Genomic DNA, 16,035 nt, shown 5'->3' on the forward strand with positions numbered 1-16,035 from the left:
AGGGAGTCATATGAAAAATCTATTGTTGGCTCTTTCTTTGAGCGTATTTAGTCTGAGCAGCTTGGCAGCTCCAGTGGTTATTGCTAACCCATCAGGCCCTGATGCTTTATCTAAAGCGGAAGTAAAAAAGCTGTTTTTAGGTAAGCTTAAAAAATTGCCTAATGGCACTGCTCCAGTGGTTATTGAGTACAAAGAGGGCGACCCTTTACGCGCTAGCTTTCATGATGCTGCCACCGGAAAAAGTGAAGCTCAACTGCAGGCTTATTGGTCTAAGTTGATCTTTACAGGTAAAGCTAAGCCACCTAAAACAGCGGCTTCGCCATCTGTAGCAGTATCGGAAGTGGCAGGCAATGCCGCAGCCGTGGCATACGTTGACGAAGCTGATGTGACTGATGCGGTTAAAGTGGTTTATAAACCGTAAATAAAGCTAAGCTTAAAAAGAGTCAGGGTGTTATGCTCTGGCTCTTTTTTATTTCCCAGACAAAATTGTCGTAAGTTAGCGAGTTAACAAATGGATATGTTGTCGGCAGCGGTGATGCTGTTTTTGATTATGGATCCGCTAGGAAACATGCCCGTGTTCCTAAGCATGGTAAAACACCTCGACCCTAAACGCAGGCGCATTGTGTTGCTGCGTGAGCTGGTGTTTGCCTTAAGTGTCATGTTCGCTTTTTTATTTGCCGGCGAGCAAATCCTTGGTTTCCTTAATCTGCGCCAAGAAGCGGTGAGTATTGCCGGTGGTGTAATCCTATTCCTGATTGCCTTAAAAATGATTTTCCCTCAACCCGGTGGCGTGGCCGGATTAGCTGCTGGCGAAGAACCCTTTTTGGTGCCAATGGCCATTCCAATGATTGCTGGACCATCGGTACTCGCGTCGCTAATGCTGTTAGCAAACCAAGACAATACTCGTATGCTTGATTGGTCTTTAGCCTTGCTAATTGCATGGGGAATCAGCGTCGTTATTTTTCTCAGTAGTGGTGTATTGCTTAAGCTGCTCGGAGAGAAAGGTTTAAAAGCCATGGAGCGCTTAATGGGTATGTTGCTGATTATGCTGGCGGTACAAATGTTCTTAGATGGCATTGCCGACTACTGGCAATCGCTGTAAGTCATCAGCGCGTTTGATATTGAGGCGACGAAGTTGGTTGTCGCCTCTAGATTGTTCAATTTTAGAATAGGTCTAATAAGGGTGATTGATACCTAGGCGAAATACACTGTCGTCTCCACTGGTGGCAAAATCACCACGCAATACAATGCCTTCCATCATCACTCGAATACTGCCGCCAATACTGTACTTCATATCTTGGTGAAGCGTGGCTAAGTTATACTCATCGGCTACTCGGCCAATTTCGGCAAAGGCAACCCAGTACCACGCTGGCACGTTAAACCAGTTCACAACAGGCACTTTAGGCAGCGGGTTCCAGTTAGGGGTAAAGCGGTATTCTGCAGAGTAATAGATCATTGAGCGATCATGGTAACGAGCGGTTTCGTAACCCTTTAACCTGTCCATTCCGCCTAAACGAGAACCTGCAAACCACGCTGGGCGATGGTATTGCTGTTCGCCATTGTTGTAAGAGCTGTGATTCCAGGTTGGCGTATCAGAAGTCGCCATACCAAAAGCTAAAACTTGGCTTTGTGCCCAAGACGTTTGTGGCAAGCTAATGTACTTAGATGCTGAAAATTCCCACATTGTCCAAGAAGGCCGGCCTGAGTCTCCCCAATCACGAGTCACATTGAAGCGCTGGCGACTGCCCGCTGTGGGGTTTTGATGGTAGTTACGGTTGTCGTATTCTAGCTCTAGGGTTAAGCCCGCCGAAGTATTTGAATCTTGTAACTGGTTATACTCACCAACATCTTGTTTCCAATAAAAAGGTTCCAGCTGGATTATGGTGCGCCCGCTGGTAAGTGGATTCCATTCTTTAGCGCCCGCTTCATAGCCTTCCATTACTTCGCCGCGCTTAACTCTAAAAGTATGTACCGGAGAGTCTTTACCGTGACCTATAGGCAGTAAGTAGCGAAACCTGAAACGGTATTCTTGGCCTTTTGAATGAGTGTAAACTCGGTTGCTCTGGCTAGAATCATTGCTGCCTGCGCGCTCGCCAGAATAGTCCTCGTTGCCGTTAATATATTGCGGGTCACGGGTAAAATTGGTTTGGTACAAGGTGGTATCAAAAAATACCCGATCGGCAAACGGTAGTTGATAGTCACCGCTATACAAAAAGCCCATCCAGCTGTCGTTAGAGGTGACAGTCGCGGTGGCAACCAGGCTTGAACTGGGTTGAATATGCCCTGCGGCACCTACTCCTACACCCACTCCCCATTGCAAATTCTCAGTGTAATAGGCGTAAGGTAAAACTTGAGTCCATGCGCCACTGCGTTGATGTTTAGCGTCATCAATAATGGTAACGCTCATCGCCCAAGTGGGTAGGCTTAGTACACAAACACTAAGCAAAAACAGCTGGCGTAGTATCAAGGTTGTTTGCTCTTCATTCGCTTGTGTATTTGCCACATGGCAAAAAAACCGAAGAATAATATTCGCAGGTTATCACCTTTTTGCAGTACACCTGCTTCGACTAAGGTGCCGCGAATAGCCAGCAATTGCACCCCATGCAGTAGTAATAAAAATGCACCTACTAAAGGTAAAATCCAATTGTAGGGAGGAACAAAAATCATCGGGCTAAGTAACATGGCTAGCCACATAGCAGCCATAAAGGCTTTGCCAATTTTAATGAACATAATCTGGGGCTCTTAACTTAATTGATATAAACGGTAATTTACTTGGCCGGCTTGTTTGCTTTTAATGCACGACCAATTGGCGGGTAACTCGGGCTCAGCGCCTTCGTTCTCAAATTCTATATAAACTAAAGCATCGGCTTTTAACCAGCCGTTTTCACTGAGTAAACGACAGCTTGGTTCTAGTAAATCACAGCGAAAAGGGGGGTCGATAAACACAATGTCGTAGCCTTCGCTGGGCGTTTGTTTAAGCCACTGCAAGGAATCACCATTCACCAGCTTGGCGCGCTCACTAGGCAAATCGAGTAGTTGTAGGTTTGCCTTCAATTGTTTCGCTGCTTGTGCATCTTTTTCCACAAAGGTGGTAAAACTAGCAAAGCGCGATAAGGCCTCAAAACCTAGGCTGCCACTACCCGCAAATAAATCTAAGCAGTGGTTATTAGTTAAGTAGGGATTTAACCAATTAAAAACGGTCTCTTTTACTCTGTCGGTAGTCGGGCGTAAGCCTTCACTATTCAGTACTTTAAGTTTTCTACCGCGCCACTGACCCGCGATAATTCGCACTTGGCCACTACCGTTGGAGGATTTGTTGCTTTGATTTGCATGTTTTCTTGAGGAAAGCCGTGCCATTTACTTAGACCATTGTGAAACTGTGATAATATCCGAGCAATATTGACTGGACGTTGGCATTGTAACAGCCAACGTCGTTTACTGGTAAAAAAGGTTTTGCAGTAATGGCAAAAAAGAAGGGCCTATTTTCTTGGTTTGGCCGAAAAAAAGACGATGAGCAACAACAATCCAGCGATCCCGCCGCAGAACAAACAAACAATGAGCAAAATGCTGAGTTAGCCGCTCAAGCAGAACGCGAAGCCCAAGCAGAACGCGAAGCCCAAGCAGAACGTGAAGCGCAAGCAGAACGAGAAGCCCAAGCCGAACGCGAAGCTCAAGCAGAACGCGAAGCTCAAGCAGAACGCGAAGCTCAAGCAGAACGCGAAGCTCAAGCAGAACGCGAAGCCCAAGCAGAACGCGAAGCTCAAGCAGAACGTGAAGCCCAAGCCGAACGAGAAGCGCAAGCCGAACGAGAAGCTCAAGCCGAACGCGAAGCTCAAGCCGAACGCGAAGCTCAAGCCGAACGAGAAGCCCAAGCCGAACGTGAAGCCCAAGCAGAACGCGAAGCGCAAGCTGAACGCGAAGCCCAAGCCGAAAGCGAAGCTCAAGCAGAACGTGAAGCTCAAGCAGAACGTGACGCTCAAGAACAAGCCGAGTTAGCTGCCCAGCAACAAGCAGACACTGAGTCAACCGCCGAAGCCGAAGTTAGCTCTGAAGCCGCAGAGCCAGTTAAGAAAATGGGACTGTTTGCGCGCTTACGAGCAGGCTTAAAACGTACCCGTAAAAACTTAGGCTGGGGCTTCTTTTCGCTGTTCAAAGGGCGAAAAATTAATGACGAGCTGTTCGAAGAGCTAGAAGAGCAATTGTTAGTGGCAGATGTGGGGGTGGACACCACACTCAAAATTATCGAAAACCTCACTAGCCACGTTAAACGCCGCGACCTTCAAGATGGCGAAGCACTCTATCAGCAGCTTAAGTTAGATATGGCGAGTATTCTGAGCAAAGTAGAAGCGCCAATAGATTTAGACAGTGCTGAAGGGCCTTTTGTTATTTTAATGGTTGGCGTAAATGGTGTGGGTAAAACCACCACCATTGGCAAGCTAGCCAAACAATATCAAAGCCAAGGTAAATCGGTAATGCTTGCAGCGGGTGATACCTTCCGTGCTGCTGCGGTTGAACAGCTACAAGTTTGGGGTGAGCGAAACCAAATTCCGGTGATTGCTCAACATACGGGTGCCGATAGCGCCTCGGTGATTTTTGATGCTTTTCAAGCAGCTAAGTCACGAAACGTAGATGTATTGATTGCCGACACAGCAGGCCGCTTGCAAAATAAAGCGCACTTGATGGAAGAGCTGAAAAAAATTGTACGAGTAATGAAAAAGCTCGACGATGCAGCGCCTCACGAAATTATGTTAACCATTGACGCAAGCACCGGGCAAAACGCCATTAGCCAAGCTAACTTGTTTAATCAAGCGGTTGGACTTAACGGTTTAACATTAACCAAGTTAGATGGTACTGCTAAAGGTGGTGTTATTTTTGGTTTGGCTGACAAGTTTGGTTTGCCGATCCGCTACATTGGTGTGGGCGAAGGGATTGACGATTTACGAGAGTTTGAAGCTCAACCTTTTGTAGATGCGCTATTTAGCAATGATGACAGCGAAGATAGCAACGAGAAATAAATCAACACTGCTTAGAAAGTAATAAAAGGTCTAGGAATGATCCGGTTTGAGCAAGTAAGTAAAATTTACCCCGGCAGTCAGCGCGCTTTGCAAAAAGTGTCCTTTCAGTTGGAACAGGGAAAAATGGCATTTTTAACCGGCCACTCTGGTGCGGGGAAAAGTACCTTGCTCAAATTGATTACCGCCATGGAGCGCCCTAGTGACGGAAAAGTATGGGTAAATGGCGATGACATTAGCCGTATTAGCCATCGTAAAATTCCCTATTTACGTCGCCAAATGGGTGTGATTTTCCAAGATCACAAACTGCTTATGGACCGCACCGTGTTTGACAATGTCGCCCTGCCACTGGTTATTGAAGGCTACAGCATGGGTAACATCAAACGCCGAGTTGCCGCCGCGCTAGATAAAGTGGGCTTGTTAGATAAAGCTAACTGCACCCCAGAAATACTCTCTGGTGGTGAGCAACAACGCGTGGGCATTGCTCGCGCAGTGGTAAACAAACCCGCTATTTTAATCGCCGACGAACCAACCGGTAACCTAGACCCTGCTTTATCACTAGATATTTTCCGCTTGTTTGAAGAGTTTAACCGAGTGGGTGTGGCGGTTCTCATTGCGAGTCACGATTTAAGTTTAATTGCCAAATTGCACCATCAGCGCTTAGTGCTAAAAAATGGTCAGCTGCTTGATTCTCCTCACCAAGCTGCGGAGGCACCATAATGGCCGGAGCAAAACCGCAAGTTAAAGTTGCCCTTCATGTACGCTTCATGATGTTTTGGGTAAGGCACCTGCAACAAGGCATTGCTAGCCTTGGCGAATTGTGGCGCACACCTGCCAGCTCTATGCTTACCTTAGCAGTTATTGGTGTTTGTTTGGCGCTACCTGCCAGTTTCTACCTTGCCACCAAGAACGTGCAGCAACTCACCAGTTATTGGAAAAGTGATGCGCAGATAAGTTTGTTCCTCAAGCAAAATATCAGTGAAGCACAGCGTGACTCCCTACAAAAAAATATTGCTAGCATGCGCCAAGTGGCCAGTGTTGAGCTAGTCACTAAACAACAAGGCTTAGTCGAGTTTCAAGAAAATAGCGGCTTTGAAGATGTGTTAGCGCTGTTGCCAGACAACCCGCTACCAGATGTATTGTTAGTGCTACCTAGCCAAGATTTTAACAGCGCAAGTGCTGCCAAAACGTTACTCGATAGCTTGCAAGAACACAGCCTAGTAGACGAAGGTCGCTTAGACGTTGAATGGCTGCAACGCCTCGACACCATTGTAAGCATGTTACAACAAGCTGCCTGGTTACTGATTATTCTGCTGCTTACCGCAGTAGCGTTGATTGTAAGTAATACACTACGGCTGAATATTCTCAGTCGCCGCAGTGAAATAGAAGTGATGAAGCTAGTAGGGGCCACCGATGCCTTTATTCAACGGCCATTTTTATACACTGGTTTTTGGTTTGGTTTAGTGGGCGGCCTAATGGCTTGGGTACTGTGTAACATTTTGTTGATTTGGACAGAATATGCCTTGCAGCAAATTGGCTTGTTATACCAGCAAGACATTTACCTATCAGGCTTAGATCTGCAAGAGTTCGGCTCGCTGATGTTGTTTGCAACCTTGCTAGGATTAATCGCATCGTGGTTTTCGGTTAATCGCCATATTAAGCAAATCGAGCCTAGCTAGCTCTACGTGCAGGCAAGCAATAAACTTGTCTGTTCTTGTCAAGCGGTTTTAATGACCAAAAGACAGCTAACACAATGCTGTTACCTGTGGCAGCTGTATAGCGTTTCGCCTCTCGGCGACGTCATAAGCTTTAACAGCCAAAGCTTAGCGAAGCAAAGCAAAAAGAAAGGTCGCCCTGCATTATCTTTTTTCCTCGTTACTCAGTGCCAAGCGCGCCTGTGCAACTCGCTACGCTCAAACAATGCTCGGCTTAATCGCTTAGCACTTGCGTGACTCGGCGATAATGAAGGAAGGGGGAAGTAAAGCTAACATGTACCTGCCCCATTGTGTGTTTCGTTCCACGAAGCATATATTGTGAGCTATAAGTTTAGCGATACGAAAACTAATGGAAGCAAGAGGCACCCAGTATTTTTTTGGTTTTCAGGTAGTGACCTGATTATTGCGGTTTAACGATCAGATCGCAAAAAGGCTAGAAGGTTCAATTCTATTTACGCAACAACGCCAGTCAGGTCGCAAAAATGCTCAGAGAATGCATTGATGTTCACAGAGTAAATCCCGAAAAAGGGAGTATAAGATCACAGCTCGAACAGAGGGCAAAATTGAACTGAATTGTTCAATATATGTTCGCGATCTCACCCTGAGTGACCATATATGTCCTTTTATTTCGGTTATTTAATAATTGACTCGCCTTCCATACTTTCCTTTAGCTTTAAAAAGCGAGTTTGTAATTCTTCATCTTCGATACCTAAGTCGATTATTTGTGAATAAATTTGGTAGAGCTTCTTTTGCTTCCCTTCCTCAATATATGATTTTTCGACAAAGAATACTGCGTCCCAAAGAGGGTTGCCATCATTAGGTAGGTTGTACTTATCCCAAAATTGTTCAAACGTGTAAATAGCCTCAGTATGTCTGTTTGATTCAGCATATGTTGATATAAGAATTGTCCACACATCGGTAAAATCTGGCGCTATTTCAAGAGCTTGTTTATAACATGCAGTTCCTTTTTCAAACAGTTTTCCTGTAGTGGGGGTTTCCCCTTCATTCGTGTAAACTGCTCCGCACCAAAAGTAGGATAATGGCTCAAGAGGATAATTACTCACTAATGAGTCCGCTAGTATCCTTGATTGAGAGTAATTTTCTTTATTAAATTCTATTGGAACTCTCAACACATTATATTGAAAAGTAGTCTCTTTTTCTGGTTCTGCCTGTGTACTACCCAGAGTCAAGAGAATGACTAATAGATAAAAAAAGTGTTTCATTAATTTTCCCAATTATTCTCAATAAATCCTTTAACGATGTTTCGTTTCATAGCGTCCGGAAATAATGATCCCTAGTACTAAACTAAACTAAACAATGCTCTTGAATTTGATCTTATCCAGCCAAACAGGACACTTCATTAAGCGACTTTCCTATACCAGAAGTTATCCGTATTTATCCAATTTAATTAACTAATTATTCTAAGAAAGTTTTGTCCAAAAGTGAGTAAAAAAGTGATTAAACTATGTTTTCATTTTATGGCTTTGTCATTCTTCAAACGTTTAATCGTTATTGCACTTATGCGTAAATCCTAATCCGGCGCGAGCTTTCGCTTCCACTTATCGCTCTTCCAGCGTCGCCAGTTAATTTGGCTACGAATAAACTCATCGGCTACGCCTGCCAGTAAAATAGCGTACAAGCCCCAGCCTAAATAAATCCCCGTAAAGTAGGCCAGCGGTACCGAGAATAGCCAAGTGACAGCAATGGCGTTACCGGTAACAAATACTGCGTCGCCGCAGCCGCGTAATACGTTCCCGCTGATAATGTTAATGCCTCTTAAGGGCTCGTTAATACTGTGAATCAAACAAACCACTAGGCCTAAGGCCAGTACTTCCGGGTTATCGGTGAAAATACCCAGCAGTGGTTGATGAAAAACAAAAATAATAGTGGCCACAATGCTAACGGCAATAAGCCCCCAACGCAGGCCTTGGCGCATTTGTTGGTGGCAGCGTTCAAAATGGCCAGCACCAGCAAGTTGGGTTACCAGCATGGTATTGGCAATGCCTAATGCCACTAGCATCATGGTGCAGTAAACATAGATATTGAGTGCGTAAATGCGCACAGTGAGAGAGGTTTCGCCTAGTTGCACAATCATCAAATTCATAACCATAACAAAGCTTTGGTAAGAAAATGGCTCTAGCGCCGAAGGTACCGCAATTTTTAGAATAGGCTTTAAGCTAAGGCTGGGTTGTTTTAAGGCGTCAGCCAATGGCAATTTCACTTTAATCAGAAACAGCACCACCACTAAACTAAAACTTAAGCTAAGCACCCAAGCAATTAAACTGGCAATGGCCACCCCGGTTACGCCCATTGGGCTTACACCAAACCAACCCAGCACTAATATGCCGTTACCCGTGATATTGGTGACCAGCATCAATGCAGCAGAAATAGTGTTCCAGTGGGATTGCCCGTAACTATTACAGATATTGGCTAGCGTCATGCGCAGGCCCATAAAGCCTACACCTGCGCCAGCTAATACCAAGTACTCTGCGGCCAAGTCACTCATTGCAGGTGGTAGGCTCATCCAATGGCCAATATTAGTGGCTTGGGTAACAAAGAAGAGGCCACACAGTAAACCCGCTAACACTCCTAAGATAAGCAGGCCTGCCAGCATTAAATTTGCGCGAGGGTAGTTTTGCTTGCCCATGTATTGTGAGGCTAAACTGGCACCTGCAATACCAGTGGCGGAAAAGAAAACGATGGCCATGGAAAACCACGGCATTACTGCGCCTACCGAGGCCGCGGCTTGGTCAGATACTTGGCTAAGAAATAGTGCGTCAAACACCGGTACCGACATGTTTAGCATAAACTCGCCAAAGATCGGCAAGGCCATCCCAAATAGGCCTTTTTGTAGGGTTTTACTTTGAGTCGTAGAAGGCATGCTGACCACTAGCTAGCAAGAAATTGAGCTTATACTAGGCACTTCACACTATCGCGGCTTTTATGTAAATCAACTTTTTGCTAATGAAAATTAACTAAGTTGGCTGACCCATTGCCAAATCACCACGATCAATAACAGTAGGCTAGTGGATTGCCAAAAGCGCACTGGGTTACGCTCAATTAAGGGCTTGGCTTTGTAGCTGGCACGAAGCTTAGGGTTAGCATGTTGTAAGTCGTGAATTAGCTCCGACAAACTTTGGTAACGCTGCTGCGGTTTTGGATTGCAGCCTTGTTCCAATGCGGCATCTAGCCAATCGGGCATGTCGTTACGATAATGCTGAATGTTTTGGTAATGCCAATCGCTATAGGTTCGTTGTGCTACTTGTTCACGACGAGCAGTTTTGTAGGGTAATTTGCCGCAGAGCATTTCGTAGGCGATCACTGCAAAAGAGAAAATGTCACTGCGGTGTCGGCCGGTTTCACCCACTAAATACTCTGGTGCAATATATTGCACCGAGCCTACAGGCGTGGTGGTTTTTTCGTTTTGCTCGAGTTGTTCGGCTGATTGTACGGTGCCAAAGTCGACCAGTTTAAGTTGGTCGTCGGGGGTAATAATAATGTTTTCAGGTTTTAAGTCGCGATGCACCATTTCATAACGGCGTAAGGCTCGCAGGGCTTTGGCGAGCTTTTCAAGCATGCGCACCACTTGCTTTATTGGCGGGTGAGGATGTTTGTCCATCCACTGGCGAAGCGTGATACCCGGTACATATTCGGCCACTAAATAGCAGAATCGGCGCGTGCCGGCCGGTTCAAAGGTGCGCATAATATTGGGGTTATTTACCACGCGGCCGACCCATTCTTCGCGGGCAAAACCAGCAAAGTATTCCTGGTCGCCACTCATGCTGCTGTCGGGAGCTTTGAGTATTCGAACTTTGTTGGTGCTAAGGCCCGCTTCGTCTAATTCTTCGACTAAATAAACGTGGCTGCGCGGCGAGGTATGCAATATTTCGCTAACTCGATAACGGTCAATTTTGTTGCCTATGGCCATCACCGGCGGCACGGGTAGATGCAGTAACTGAGCACGACTCTCGTCTAACTCTGCTTTGGGTACATTATCTACCTTGACTAACATTGCACTGATGTTGTCATCACTGCCAGCAAACTCGGCAGCGTTTACGATGGCGTTGGCGTGTTCTTCTAAGCTATCAAACTCAAGTTTGAGTAACTTGATCAGCTGTTGTTCGCTTAAAGCATCATGCACGCCATCACTGGTTAACATGAAGATATCGCCAGTCTCTACAGTACGAGTGGAATAATCTAACTCGAGGCTTGAATCCACTCCCATGGTACGGGTGAGGTGGTTTTTTTGCTTGCCGCGAATTTGCACATGGTCGCGGGTGAGTTGGCGAAGTTTACCCGCCCTGAAGCGATAAATACGGCTATCGCCTACATGGAACAAGTGAGCAACTCGAGATTTAATAATCAGCGTAGAAAGGGTACAGGCGTAAGAGCCGGTTTGCTTGCCTTGTTGAAATAGCCAATTGTTAAGTGACTTGGCGACTTTGGCTGTAGACTTGTTTACCGACCAACTCTCGGGCGTGGCGTAATAATCTTGAACAAACTGAGTGACCGAGATTTGTGCTGCAACCTTAGCGTGCTCGGCACTGCTTAAACCGTCGGCCAAAATGGCGACAACACCTTTGTAATAGCGAGTCCAAGGTTCGGGTATTTTGGCTACACAGGCATCTTGGTTCTCTGGCTTGGGGCCAGAGATAGAGGCGCCCCCAAAGGACGCCTCTAACTTATTGCTAGCCACAGAGGTGGTTGCTTTTTCGCTGTTACTAACTCGGTGTTCAGTGGTGGGTGTTGCCACTGTAGTTTGTTGACTTGCTGTCATTAAGCTTGCGTTCCTTGGGTAAAAGCAATGTGGCCCTTGCAGGCACACACTGCCTTACGGGGCTGGCTTAGCTTACGTTGATAAGCGTTACTTCGCCGTCTGGACCAACTTCTGCAATAGTGCCTTTCGGCTCTTCTAGAAGCAACAAGGCAAAGAAACCCAGTACCGCAGTGGCACCAATCACGTAGAAGAAGGTTTGGTAGCTTACTAGGCTAAGCACGGTTAAGTAGAATACTGCACCTACGTTGCCGTATGCGCCTGTCATACCCGCAATTTGACCGGTTAAGCGACGCTTAATAAGCGGCACGGCGGCAAATACTGCGCCTTCACCGGCTTGTACAAAGAACGAACATGCCATCGCCATACCTACCGCTAAGAATAGTGGCCAGGTGCCATCAATTTGGCCCATACCGAAATAACCTAAAGCTAAACCAGCGGTTAATACTAATAAGGTTTTCTTACGGCCTACGCGGTCAGAGATCCAACCACCACCTGGGCGTGACGCCAAGTTCATGAAGGCATAAGCAGAGGCTAATAAACCCGCGTAAACCATGTCTAATTCAAATACGTCACTGAAAAACAGTGGCAGCATAGACACTACAGCAAGCTCTGAACCAAAGGTGGCAAAGTACAATACGTTAAGTACGGCTACCTGTTTAAACTTGTACTGTTCAATCTCTGGAACTGGCGTAACAAAGATGTTTTTGTTTACTTGATAGGTTTTCCAAAAGTCCAGTACGTAAAGCGCTGCTAAACCTGCGTAACACGCATACACGACTTCTTGGCTTAACATGCTTACACCCGCTGGCGAAAGCTTCCATGCCAGTAGTGCTAAGGTGGCATACATAGGCACTTTCATGATGAGCAATAGTACAAAGTCGGCCTTTGTGGTGACTTCCATTGCGCCAACATTTTTAGGTTTGAAGTAAGTCGAACCCTTTGGTGTATCGGTCACGTTCTTATAGAAAACCACACTGAACAGTAGGCTAATTGAACCGGTAAGGCCTACCGCGTAGCGCCAACCGTCTTCACCGCCAAAAATCACTGCAAGGGTTGGTAGTAGCATTGCCGCAGCGGCGCTACCAAAGTTACCCCAGCCGCCGTAAATACCTTCTGCGGTGCCAAGCTCTTTAGCTGGGAACCACTCAGATACCATACGAATGCCTACAACAAAACCTGCACCAATAAAGCCTAAAAGAAAACGGGCTAGGGCGGCTTGTTCGAAGCTGTTGGCAAAAGCAAACATGAAACAAGGGATGGAACATACCGCAAGCAAGGTTGAGTATGTGATACGTGGACCAAAACGGTCGGTGAACATGCCAATCACAATTCGTGCGGGAATGGTTAAGGCTACGTTCAAAATGAGTAGCGTTTTTACTTGGCTAGAGGTTAAACCTAAGCTGGCCGCAATACTGGCCATTAACGGTGCGTGGTTAAACCACACCAAAAAGGTAATGAAAAAAGCTACCCAGCTCATGTGGAGAATCTTCATTTTTCCGGTGAAGGAAAACAGGTTAAATCGTTCTGCGCTCATAGTAATGTCTCGTAAAAAAAGTTAAAGCGTCTCTCACCACGTCGATATTCGACGTGGTTTATCATTGTTTTTTTATGGTGTTTTTTAAGCGGCGATTTTTATCGCATCGCCTTCAATCTTGACCTGGTAGGTGGGGATAGAGACGTTTTCGTCGTCTAAACACTGGCCTGTTTGCAAGCTAAATCGCTGCTTGTATAACGGTGATGCCACCATCAATTCGCCTTTGAAATCACCAATTAACCCGCGTGACAACATGTTTACTTTGCCAAATGGGCAGTAGTTACTCAGGGCGAATATTTGGTCGCTAATGCCTTCCCAGAAGATGGCGATTTGTTTGCCTTTGACCAAGGCACAAACACCAGTTCCTGGGCTAAGCTGCGATTTGCGACAAACTTCTGTCCATGTTTCAGTTGCTAATTCACTCATCATTACTCTCCTTGTTATGGTGCTTCTACTATTTCGATGGTTTGAATACGTTCTTCTTCGGTAGCGGGGCGACGTTGGCCACGCTCACGAACGTATTGCAAATTGTTGTCTGGTTCATCGGCGTTAATAAACTGGCTAAAGCGGGCGAGTTTCTTCTCGTCGTTCACCGTTGATTTCCACTCACACTGGTAGCTTTCAACTACGTGGTGCATGTTCTGCTCTAACTCTTCACAAATATTTAGCTTGTCTTCAATAACCACTTCTTTTAGGTAGTCTACGCCGCCTTCAAGATTTTCTAGCCAAACTGAAGTACGTTGCAAACGGTCTGCGGTGCGCACGTAAAACATTAATACGCGGTCGATGTAACGCATTAGGGTTACGTCGTCTAAATCGGTGGCGAATAAGTCGGCATGTCGAGGGCGCATACCACCATTACCACATACATAAAGACCCCAACCGCCTTCAGTAGCTATAATGCCGATATCTTTGCTTTGTGCCTCAGCGCACTCGCGAGTACACCCTGACACACCAAACTTAATTTTGTGTGGCGCGCGTAAGCCTTTGTAGCGATTCTCTAATAGAATCGCCATGCCTACACTGTCTTGCACGCCGTAACGACACCAGGTTGAACCAACACACGACTTAACGGTACGTAAAGACTTACCGTAGGCGTGGCCTGTTTCAAAACCGGCATCAATTAATTTGCTCCAAATCTTTGGTAGTTCGTGCAGTTGCGCGCCAAATAAATCTACCCGCTGACCACCAGTGATTTTGGTGTAAAGGTCGTATTCTTTAGCAACTTCACCTAGCACAATCAATTTGTCTGGAGTGATTTCTCCACCGGCAATTCGTGGTACTACAGAGTAGGTACCATCTTTTTGCATGTTGCCTAAGAAGATGTCGTTGGTATCTTGCAGGCTAATGTGGTCGTCTTTTAGAACGTAGTCATTCCAGAAGGTGGCTAAGATTGACCCCACTGCTGGTTTACAGATTTCACACCCATGGCCCTTGCCGTGTTCGCTAAGTAGCTGCTCAAAGGTTTTAATCTTTTTCACGCGAACGATGTCGGCGAGCTCGGCGCGAGAGTGAGCAAAGTGCTCACAAATGTCGTTGCTAACTTCTACGCCTAAGTTTTCTAGCTCGGCGTTCATTACTTGCACCGCTAATGCGCTACAACCGCCACAACCTGTGGCTGCACCAGTGGTGGCTTTAATATCGCCCATGGTGGTGGCGCCATCACGTACTGCTTGGCAAATTTGACCTTTGGTGACGTCGAAACATGAACATATTTGCGCGCTATCTGGCAGCGAATCTACGCCCATTGCTGCGGCAGCACCTTCTTCAGAAGACGGTACTAATAAATACTCTGGAGCAACCGGTAGAGGCATGTCGTTTAAGAACAATTGCAACCAGTTGCCGTAGTCATCGGCGTCACCGACTAGAACAGCACCTAATAAGCGGTCGCCAGCAGCATTGGTGACTACTTTTTTGTATACCTGACGGGCTTCGTCACTCAGGCTGTAGCTTAATGCACCTTCGGTATTGGCATGTGCGTCACCAATACTGGCTACGTCTACACCCATTAATTTAAGCTTGGTGCTCATGTCGGCACCGGCAAACTCTTTAGCTTGCTCACCCGCAATATGGTCTACAGTGACTTTTGCCATGCTGTAACCTGGAGCTACCAAGCCGAAAATCTTGCCTTCCCATAAAGCACATTCGCCAATTGCGTAGATGTCTGGGTTGGAGGTTTGACACTGATTGTTAATAACGATGCCGCCGCGAGGACCAAGTTCTAAGCCTGTTTCGCGAGCCAACTGATCTTGCGGACGAATACCAGCAGAGAACAAAATCATGTCGGTATCTAGGCTGCTACCGTCGGCAAAATTCATGCGGTAACGGGTATTTTCGCCCGCAACAATTTCTTTGGTATTTTTCTCGGTGTGAACTTTTACACCTAGCTCTTCAATTTTGGTTCGAAGAATTGCGCCGCCACCGTCACATACTTGTACGGCCATTAGGCGAGGGGCAAATTCCACTACGTGAGTTTCCATGCCTAGGTCTTTAAGTGCTTTGGCGGCTTCTAAACCTAATAAACCACCACCCACTACCACACCTACTTTTGAGTTCTCGCCAGATTTGGTCATCGCTTCCAAATCTTCGATGGTGCGGTAAACCAGAATGTTTTCTTCAGCGGCTTTGTCTTCTGGGCGAGGGATTGGCGGTACAAACGGATACGAGCCAGTGGCTAATACTAATTTGTCGTAGCTTTCGCGACGACCGCTAGCGGTTACCACAATCTTCTCTTCAGGAAGAACTTCAATCACTTTGTCGTTTACAAAGTATTGTACGCCGTGTTCGTCGTAGTACTCAGGAGAGGTCATCATCAAGTCGTCTGCGGTTTTACCCGAGAAGTAACTTGATAACTGCACTCGATCGTAAGCCAAGCGTGACTCTTCGCTAAACGTTGTTACTTGAACTTGGCCTAACTTGTCTTGCTGTATCAGTTGGTCAATAAAATGGTGACCCACCATGCCGTTGCCGACAACAATGATACGTTCCATGTACTCT

Annotated in this window: 14 protein-coding genes; 5 read left to right on the forward strand and 9 right to left on the reverse strand. The window is 46.3% G+C overall.

The features are described from left to right. Positions 1 to 10 precede the first annotated feature (10 nt). Together Q4592_RS07730 and Q4592_RS07735 are read left to right on the forward strand one after the other, a co-directional pair. Complete coding sequence (locus Q4592_RS07730) at positions 11 to 421, forward strand: phosphate ABC transporter substrate-binding protein (protein WP_137673417.1); 411 nt, start codon at positions 11 to 13, stop codon at positions 419 to 421. A 90-nt stretch (positions 422 to 511) separates the two neighbouring features. Further along, positions 512 to 1,102, forward strand: a complete 591-nt coding sequence (locus Q4592_RS07735) for a YhgN family NAAT transporter (RefSeq protein ID WP_137673418.1) — start codon at positions 512 to 514, stop codon at positions 1,100 to 1,102. A 72-nt stretch (positions 1,103 to 1,174) separates the two neighbouring features. Here Q4592_RS07735 and Q4592_RS07740 read toward each other — a convergent pair whose 3' ends face one another. Genes Q4592_RS07740 through rsmD form a run of 3 tightly spaced genes read right to left on the reverse strand, consistent with a single transcriptional unit; the run spans position 1,175 to position 3,357 of the window. Further along, on the reverse strand, positions 1,175 to 2,503 hold the full coding sequence (locus Q4592_RS07740) for a BamA/TamA family outer membrane protein (RefSeq protein WP_303511726.1): 1,329 nt from the start codon (positions 2,501 to 2,503) through the stop codon (positions 1,175 to 1,177). Then, positions 2,464 to 2,730: a DUF1145 domain-containing protein gene (locus Q4592_RS07745; RefSeq protein WP_303511728.1), complete on the reverse strand. Its 267-nt coding sequence runs from the start codon at positions 2,728 to 2,730 to the stop codon at positions 2,464 to 2,466. The genes Q4592_RS07740 and Q4592_RS07745 overlap by 40 nt, the downstream gene beginning before the upstream one ends. A 12-nt stretch (positions 2,731 to 2,742) precedes the next feature. After that, positions 2,743 to 3,357, reverse strand: coding sequence for a 16S rRNA (guanine(966)-N(2))-methyltransferase RsmD (gene rsmD / locus Q4592_RS07750; protein ID WP_303511729.1), 615 nt, complete (start codon positions 3,355 to 3,357; stop codon positions 2,743 to 2,745). 104 nt (positions 3,358 to 3,461) lie between these two features. On the opposite strand from rsmD, the gene ftsY reads away from it, so the two are divergent. The 3 genes from ftsY to ftsX are packed head-to-tail and all read left to right on the forward strand — an operon-like array spanning position 3,462 to position 6,691. Then, positions 3,462 to 5,015, forward strand: a complete 1,554-nt coding sequence (gene ftsY / locus Q4592_RS07755) for a signal recognition particle-docking protein FtsY (RefSeq protein WP_303511731.1) — start codon at positions 3,462 to 3,464, stop codon at positions 5,013 to 5,015. Positions 5,016 to 5,051: 36 nt separating this feature from the next. After that, entirely contained in the window at positions 5,052 to 5,732 is a 681-nt protein-coding gene (gene ftsE, locus Q4592_RS07760; protein ID WP_137673424.1) for a cell division ATP-binding protein FtsE, read from the forward strand. After that, entirely contained in the window at positions 5,732 to 6,691 is a 960-nt protein-coding gene (gene ftsX / locus Q4592_RS07765; RefSeq protein ID WP_137673425.1) for a permease-like cell division protein FtsX, read from the forward strand. Before ftsE ends, ftsX begins: the two co-directional genes overlap by 1 nt. Before the next feature lie 668 nt (positions 6,692 to 7,359). Here ftsX and Q4592_RS07770 read toward each other — a convergent pair. From Q4592_RS07770 to nirB, 6 genes are all read right to left on the reverse strand, one after another. Further along, positions 7,360 to 7,950 carry a hypothetical protein gene (locus Q4592_RS07770; protein WP_303511734.1) on the reverse strand — a complete coding sequence of 197 codons (591 nt, stop codon included), beginning with the start codon at positions 7,948 to 7,950 and terminating at the stop codon, positions 7,360 to 7,362. Positions 7,951 to 8,258: 308 nt separating this feature from the next. Continuing rightward, positions 8,259 to 9,608 carry an MATE family efflux transporter gene (locus tag Q4592_RS07775; protein WP_303511736.1) on the reverse strand — a complete coding sequence of 450 codons (1,350 nt, stop codon included), beginning with the start codon at positions 9,606 to 9,608 and terminating at the stop codon, positions 8,259 to 8,261. A 90-nt stretch (positions 9,609 to 9,698) separates the two neighbouring features. Then, the gene (locus Q4592_RS07780) at positions 9,699 to 11,504 is read right to left on the reverse strand and encodes a bifunctional protein-serine/threonine kinase/phosphatase (protein ID WP_303511738.1); all 1,806 of its coding nucleotides are present in this window, start codon (positions 11,502 to 11,504) and stop codon (positions 9,699 to 9,701) included. A 67-nt stretch (positions 11,505 to 11,571) separates the two neighbouring features. Then, the gene (locus Q4592_RS07785; protein WP_303511740.1) at positions 11,572 to 13,038 is read right to left on the reverse strand and encodes a NarK family nitrate/nitrite MFS transporter; all 1,467 of its coding nucleotides are present in this window, start codon (positions 13,036 to 13,038) and stop codon (positions 11,572 to 11,574) included. Between the two features lie 84 nt (positions 13,039 to 13,122). Continuing rightward, positions 13,123 to 13,467, reverse strand: coding sequence for a nitrite reductase small subunit NirD (nirD, locus tag Q4592_RS07790; RefSeq protein ID WP_303511741.1), 345 nt, complete (start codon positions 13,465 to 13,467; stop codon positions 13,123 to 13,125). An 11-nt stretch (positions 13,468 to 13,478) separates the two neighbouring features. Then, positions 13,479 to 16,028, reverse strand: coding sequence for a nitrite reductase large subunit NirB (nirB, locus tag Q4592_RS07795; protein ID WP_303511743.1), 2,550 nt, complete (start codon positions 16,026 to 16,028; stop codon positions 13,479 to 13,481). Between the last annotated feature and the right edge of the window lie 7 nt (positions 16,029 to 16,035).

Origin of the sequence: Agarivorans sp. 1_MG-2023 (assembly GCF_030548385.1) — a bacterium.
GTDB lineage: Bacteria > Pseudomonadota > Gammaproteobacteria > Enterobacterales > Celerinatantimonadaceae > Agarivorans.

Bases quoted from the DNA above. Each gene is read 5' to 3' on its own strand.
- nirD (WP_303511741.1), bottom strand. From the start codon at position 13,467: ATGATGAGTGAATTAGCAACTGAAACATGGACAGAAGTTTGTCGCAAA.
- Q4592_RS07775 (WP_303511736.1), bottom strand. From the start codon at position 9,608: ATGCCTTCTACGACTCAAAGTAAAACCCTACAAAAAGGCCTATTTGGG.
- rsmD (WP_303511729.1), bottom strand. From the start codon at position 3,357: ATGGCACGGCTTTCCTCAAGAAAACATGCAAATCAAAGCAACAAATCC.
- ftsX (WP_137673425.1), top strand. From the start codon at position 5,732: ATGGCCGGAGCAAAACCGCAAGTTAAAGTTGCCCTTCATGTACGCTTC.
- ftsE (WP_137673424.1), top strand. From the start codon at position 5,052: ATGATCCGGTTTGAGCAAGTAAGTAAAATTTACCCCGGCAGTCAGCGC.
- Q4592_RS07730 (WP_137673417.1), top strand. From the start codon at position 11: ATGAAAAATCTATTGTTGGCTCTTTCTTTGAGCGTATTTAGTCTGAGC.
- Q4592_RS07770 (WP_303511734.1), bottom strand. From the start codon at position 7,950: ATGAAACACTTTTTTTATCTATTAGTCATTCTCTTGACTCTGGGTAGT.
- Q4592_RS07735 (WP_137673418.1), top strand. From the start codon at position 512: ATGGATATGTTGTCGGCAGCGGTGATGCTGTTTTTGATTATGGATCCG.
- Q4592_RS07785 (WP_303511740.1), bottom strand. From the start codon at position 13,038: ATGAGCGCAGAACGATTTAACCTGTTTTCCTTCACCGGAAAAATGAAG.
- Q4592_RS07745 (WP_303511728.1), bottom strand. From the start codon at position 2,730: ATGTTCATTAAAATTGGCAAAGCCTTTATGGCTGCTATGTGGCTAGCC.
- Q4592_RS07780 (WP_303511738.1), bottom strand. From the start codon at position 11,504: ATGACAGCAAGTCAACAAACTACAGTGGCAACACCCACCACTGAACAC.
- ftsY (WP_303511731.1), top strand. From the start codon at position 3,462: ATGGCAAAAAAGAAGGGCCTATTTTCTTGGTTTGGCCGAAAAAAAGAC.
- nirB (WP_303511743.1), bottom strand. From the start codon at position 16,028: ATGGAACGTATCATTGTTGTCGGCAACGGCATGGTGGGTCACCATTTT.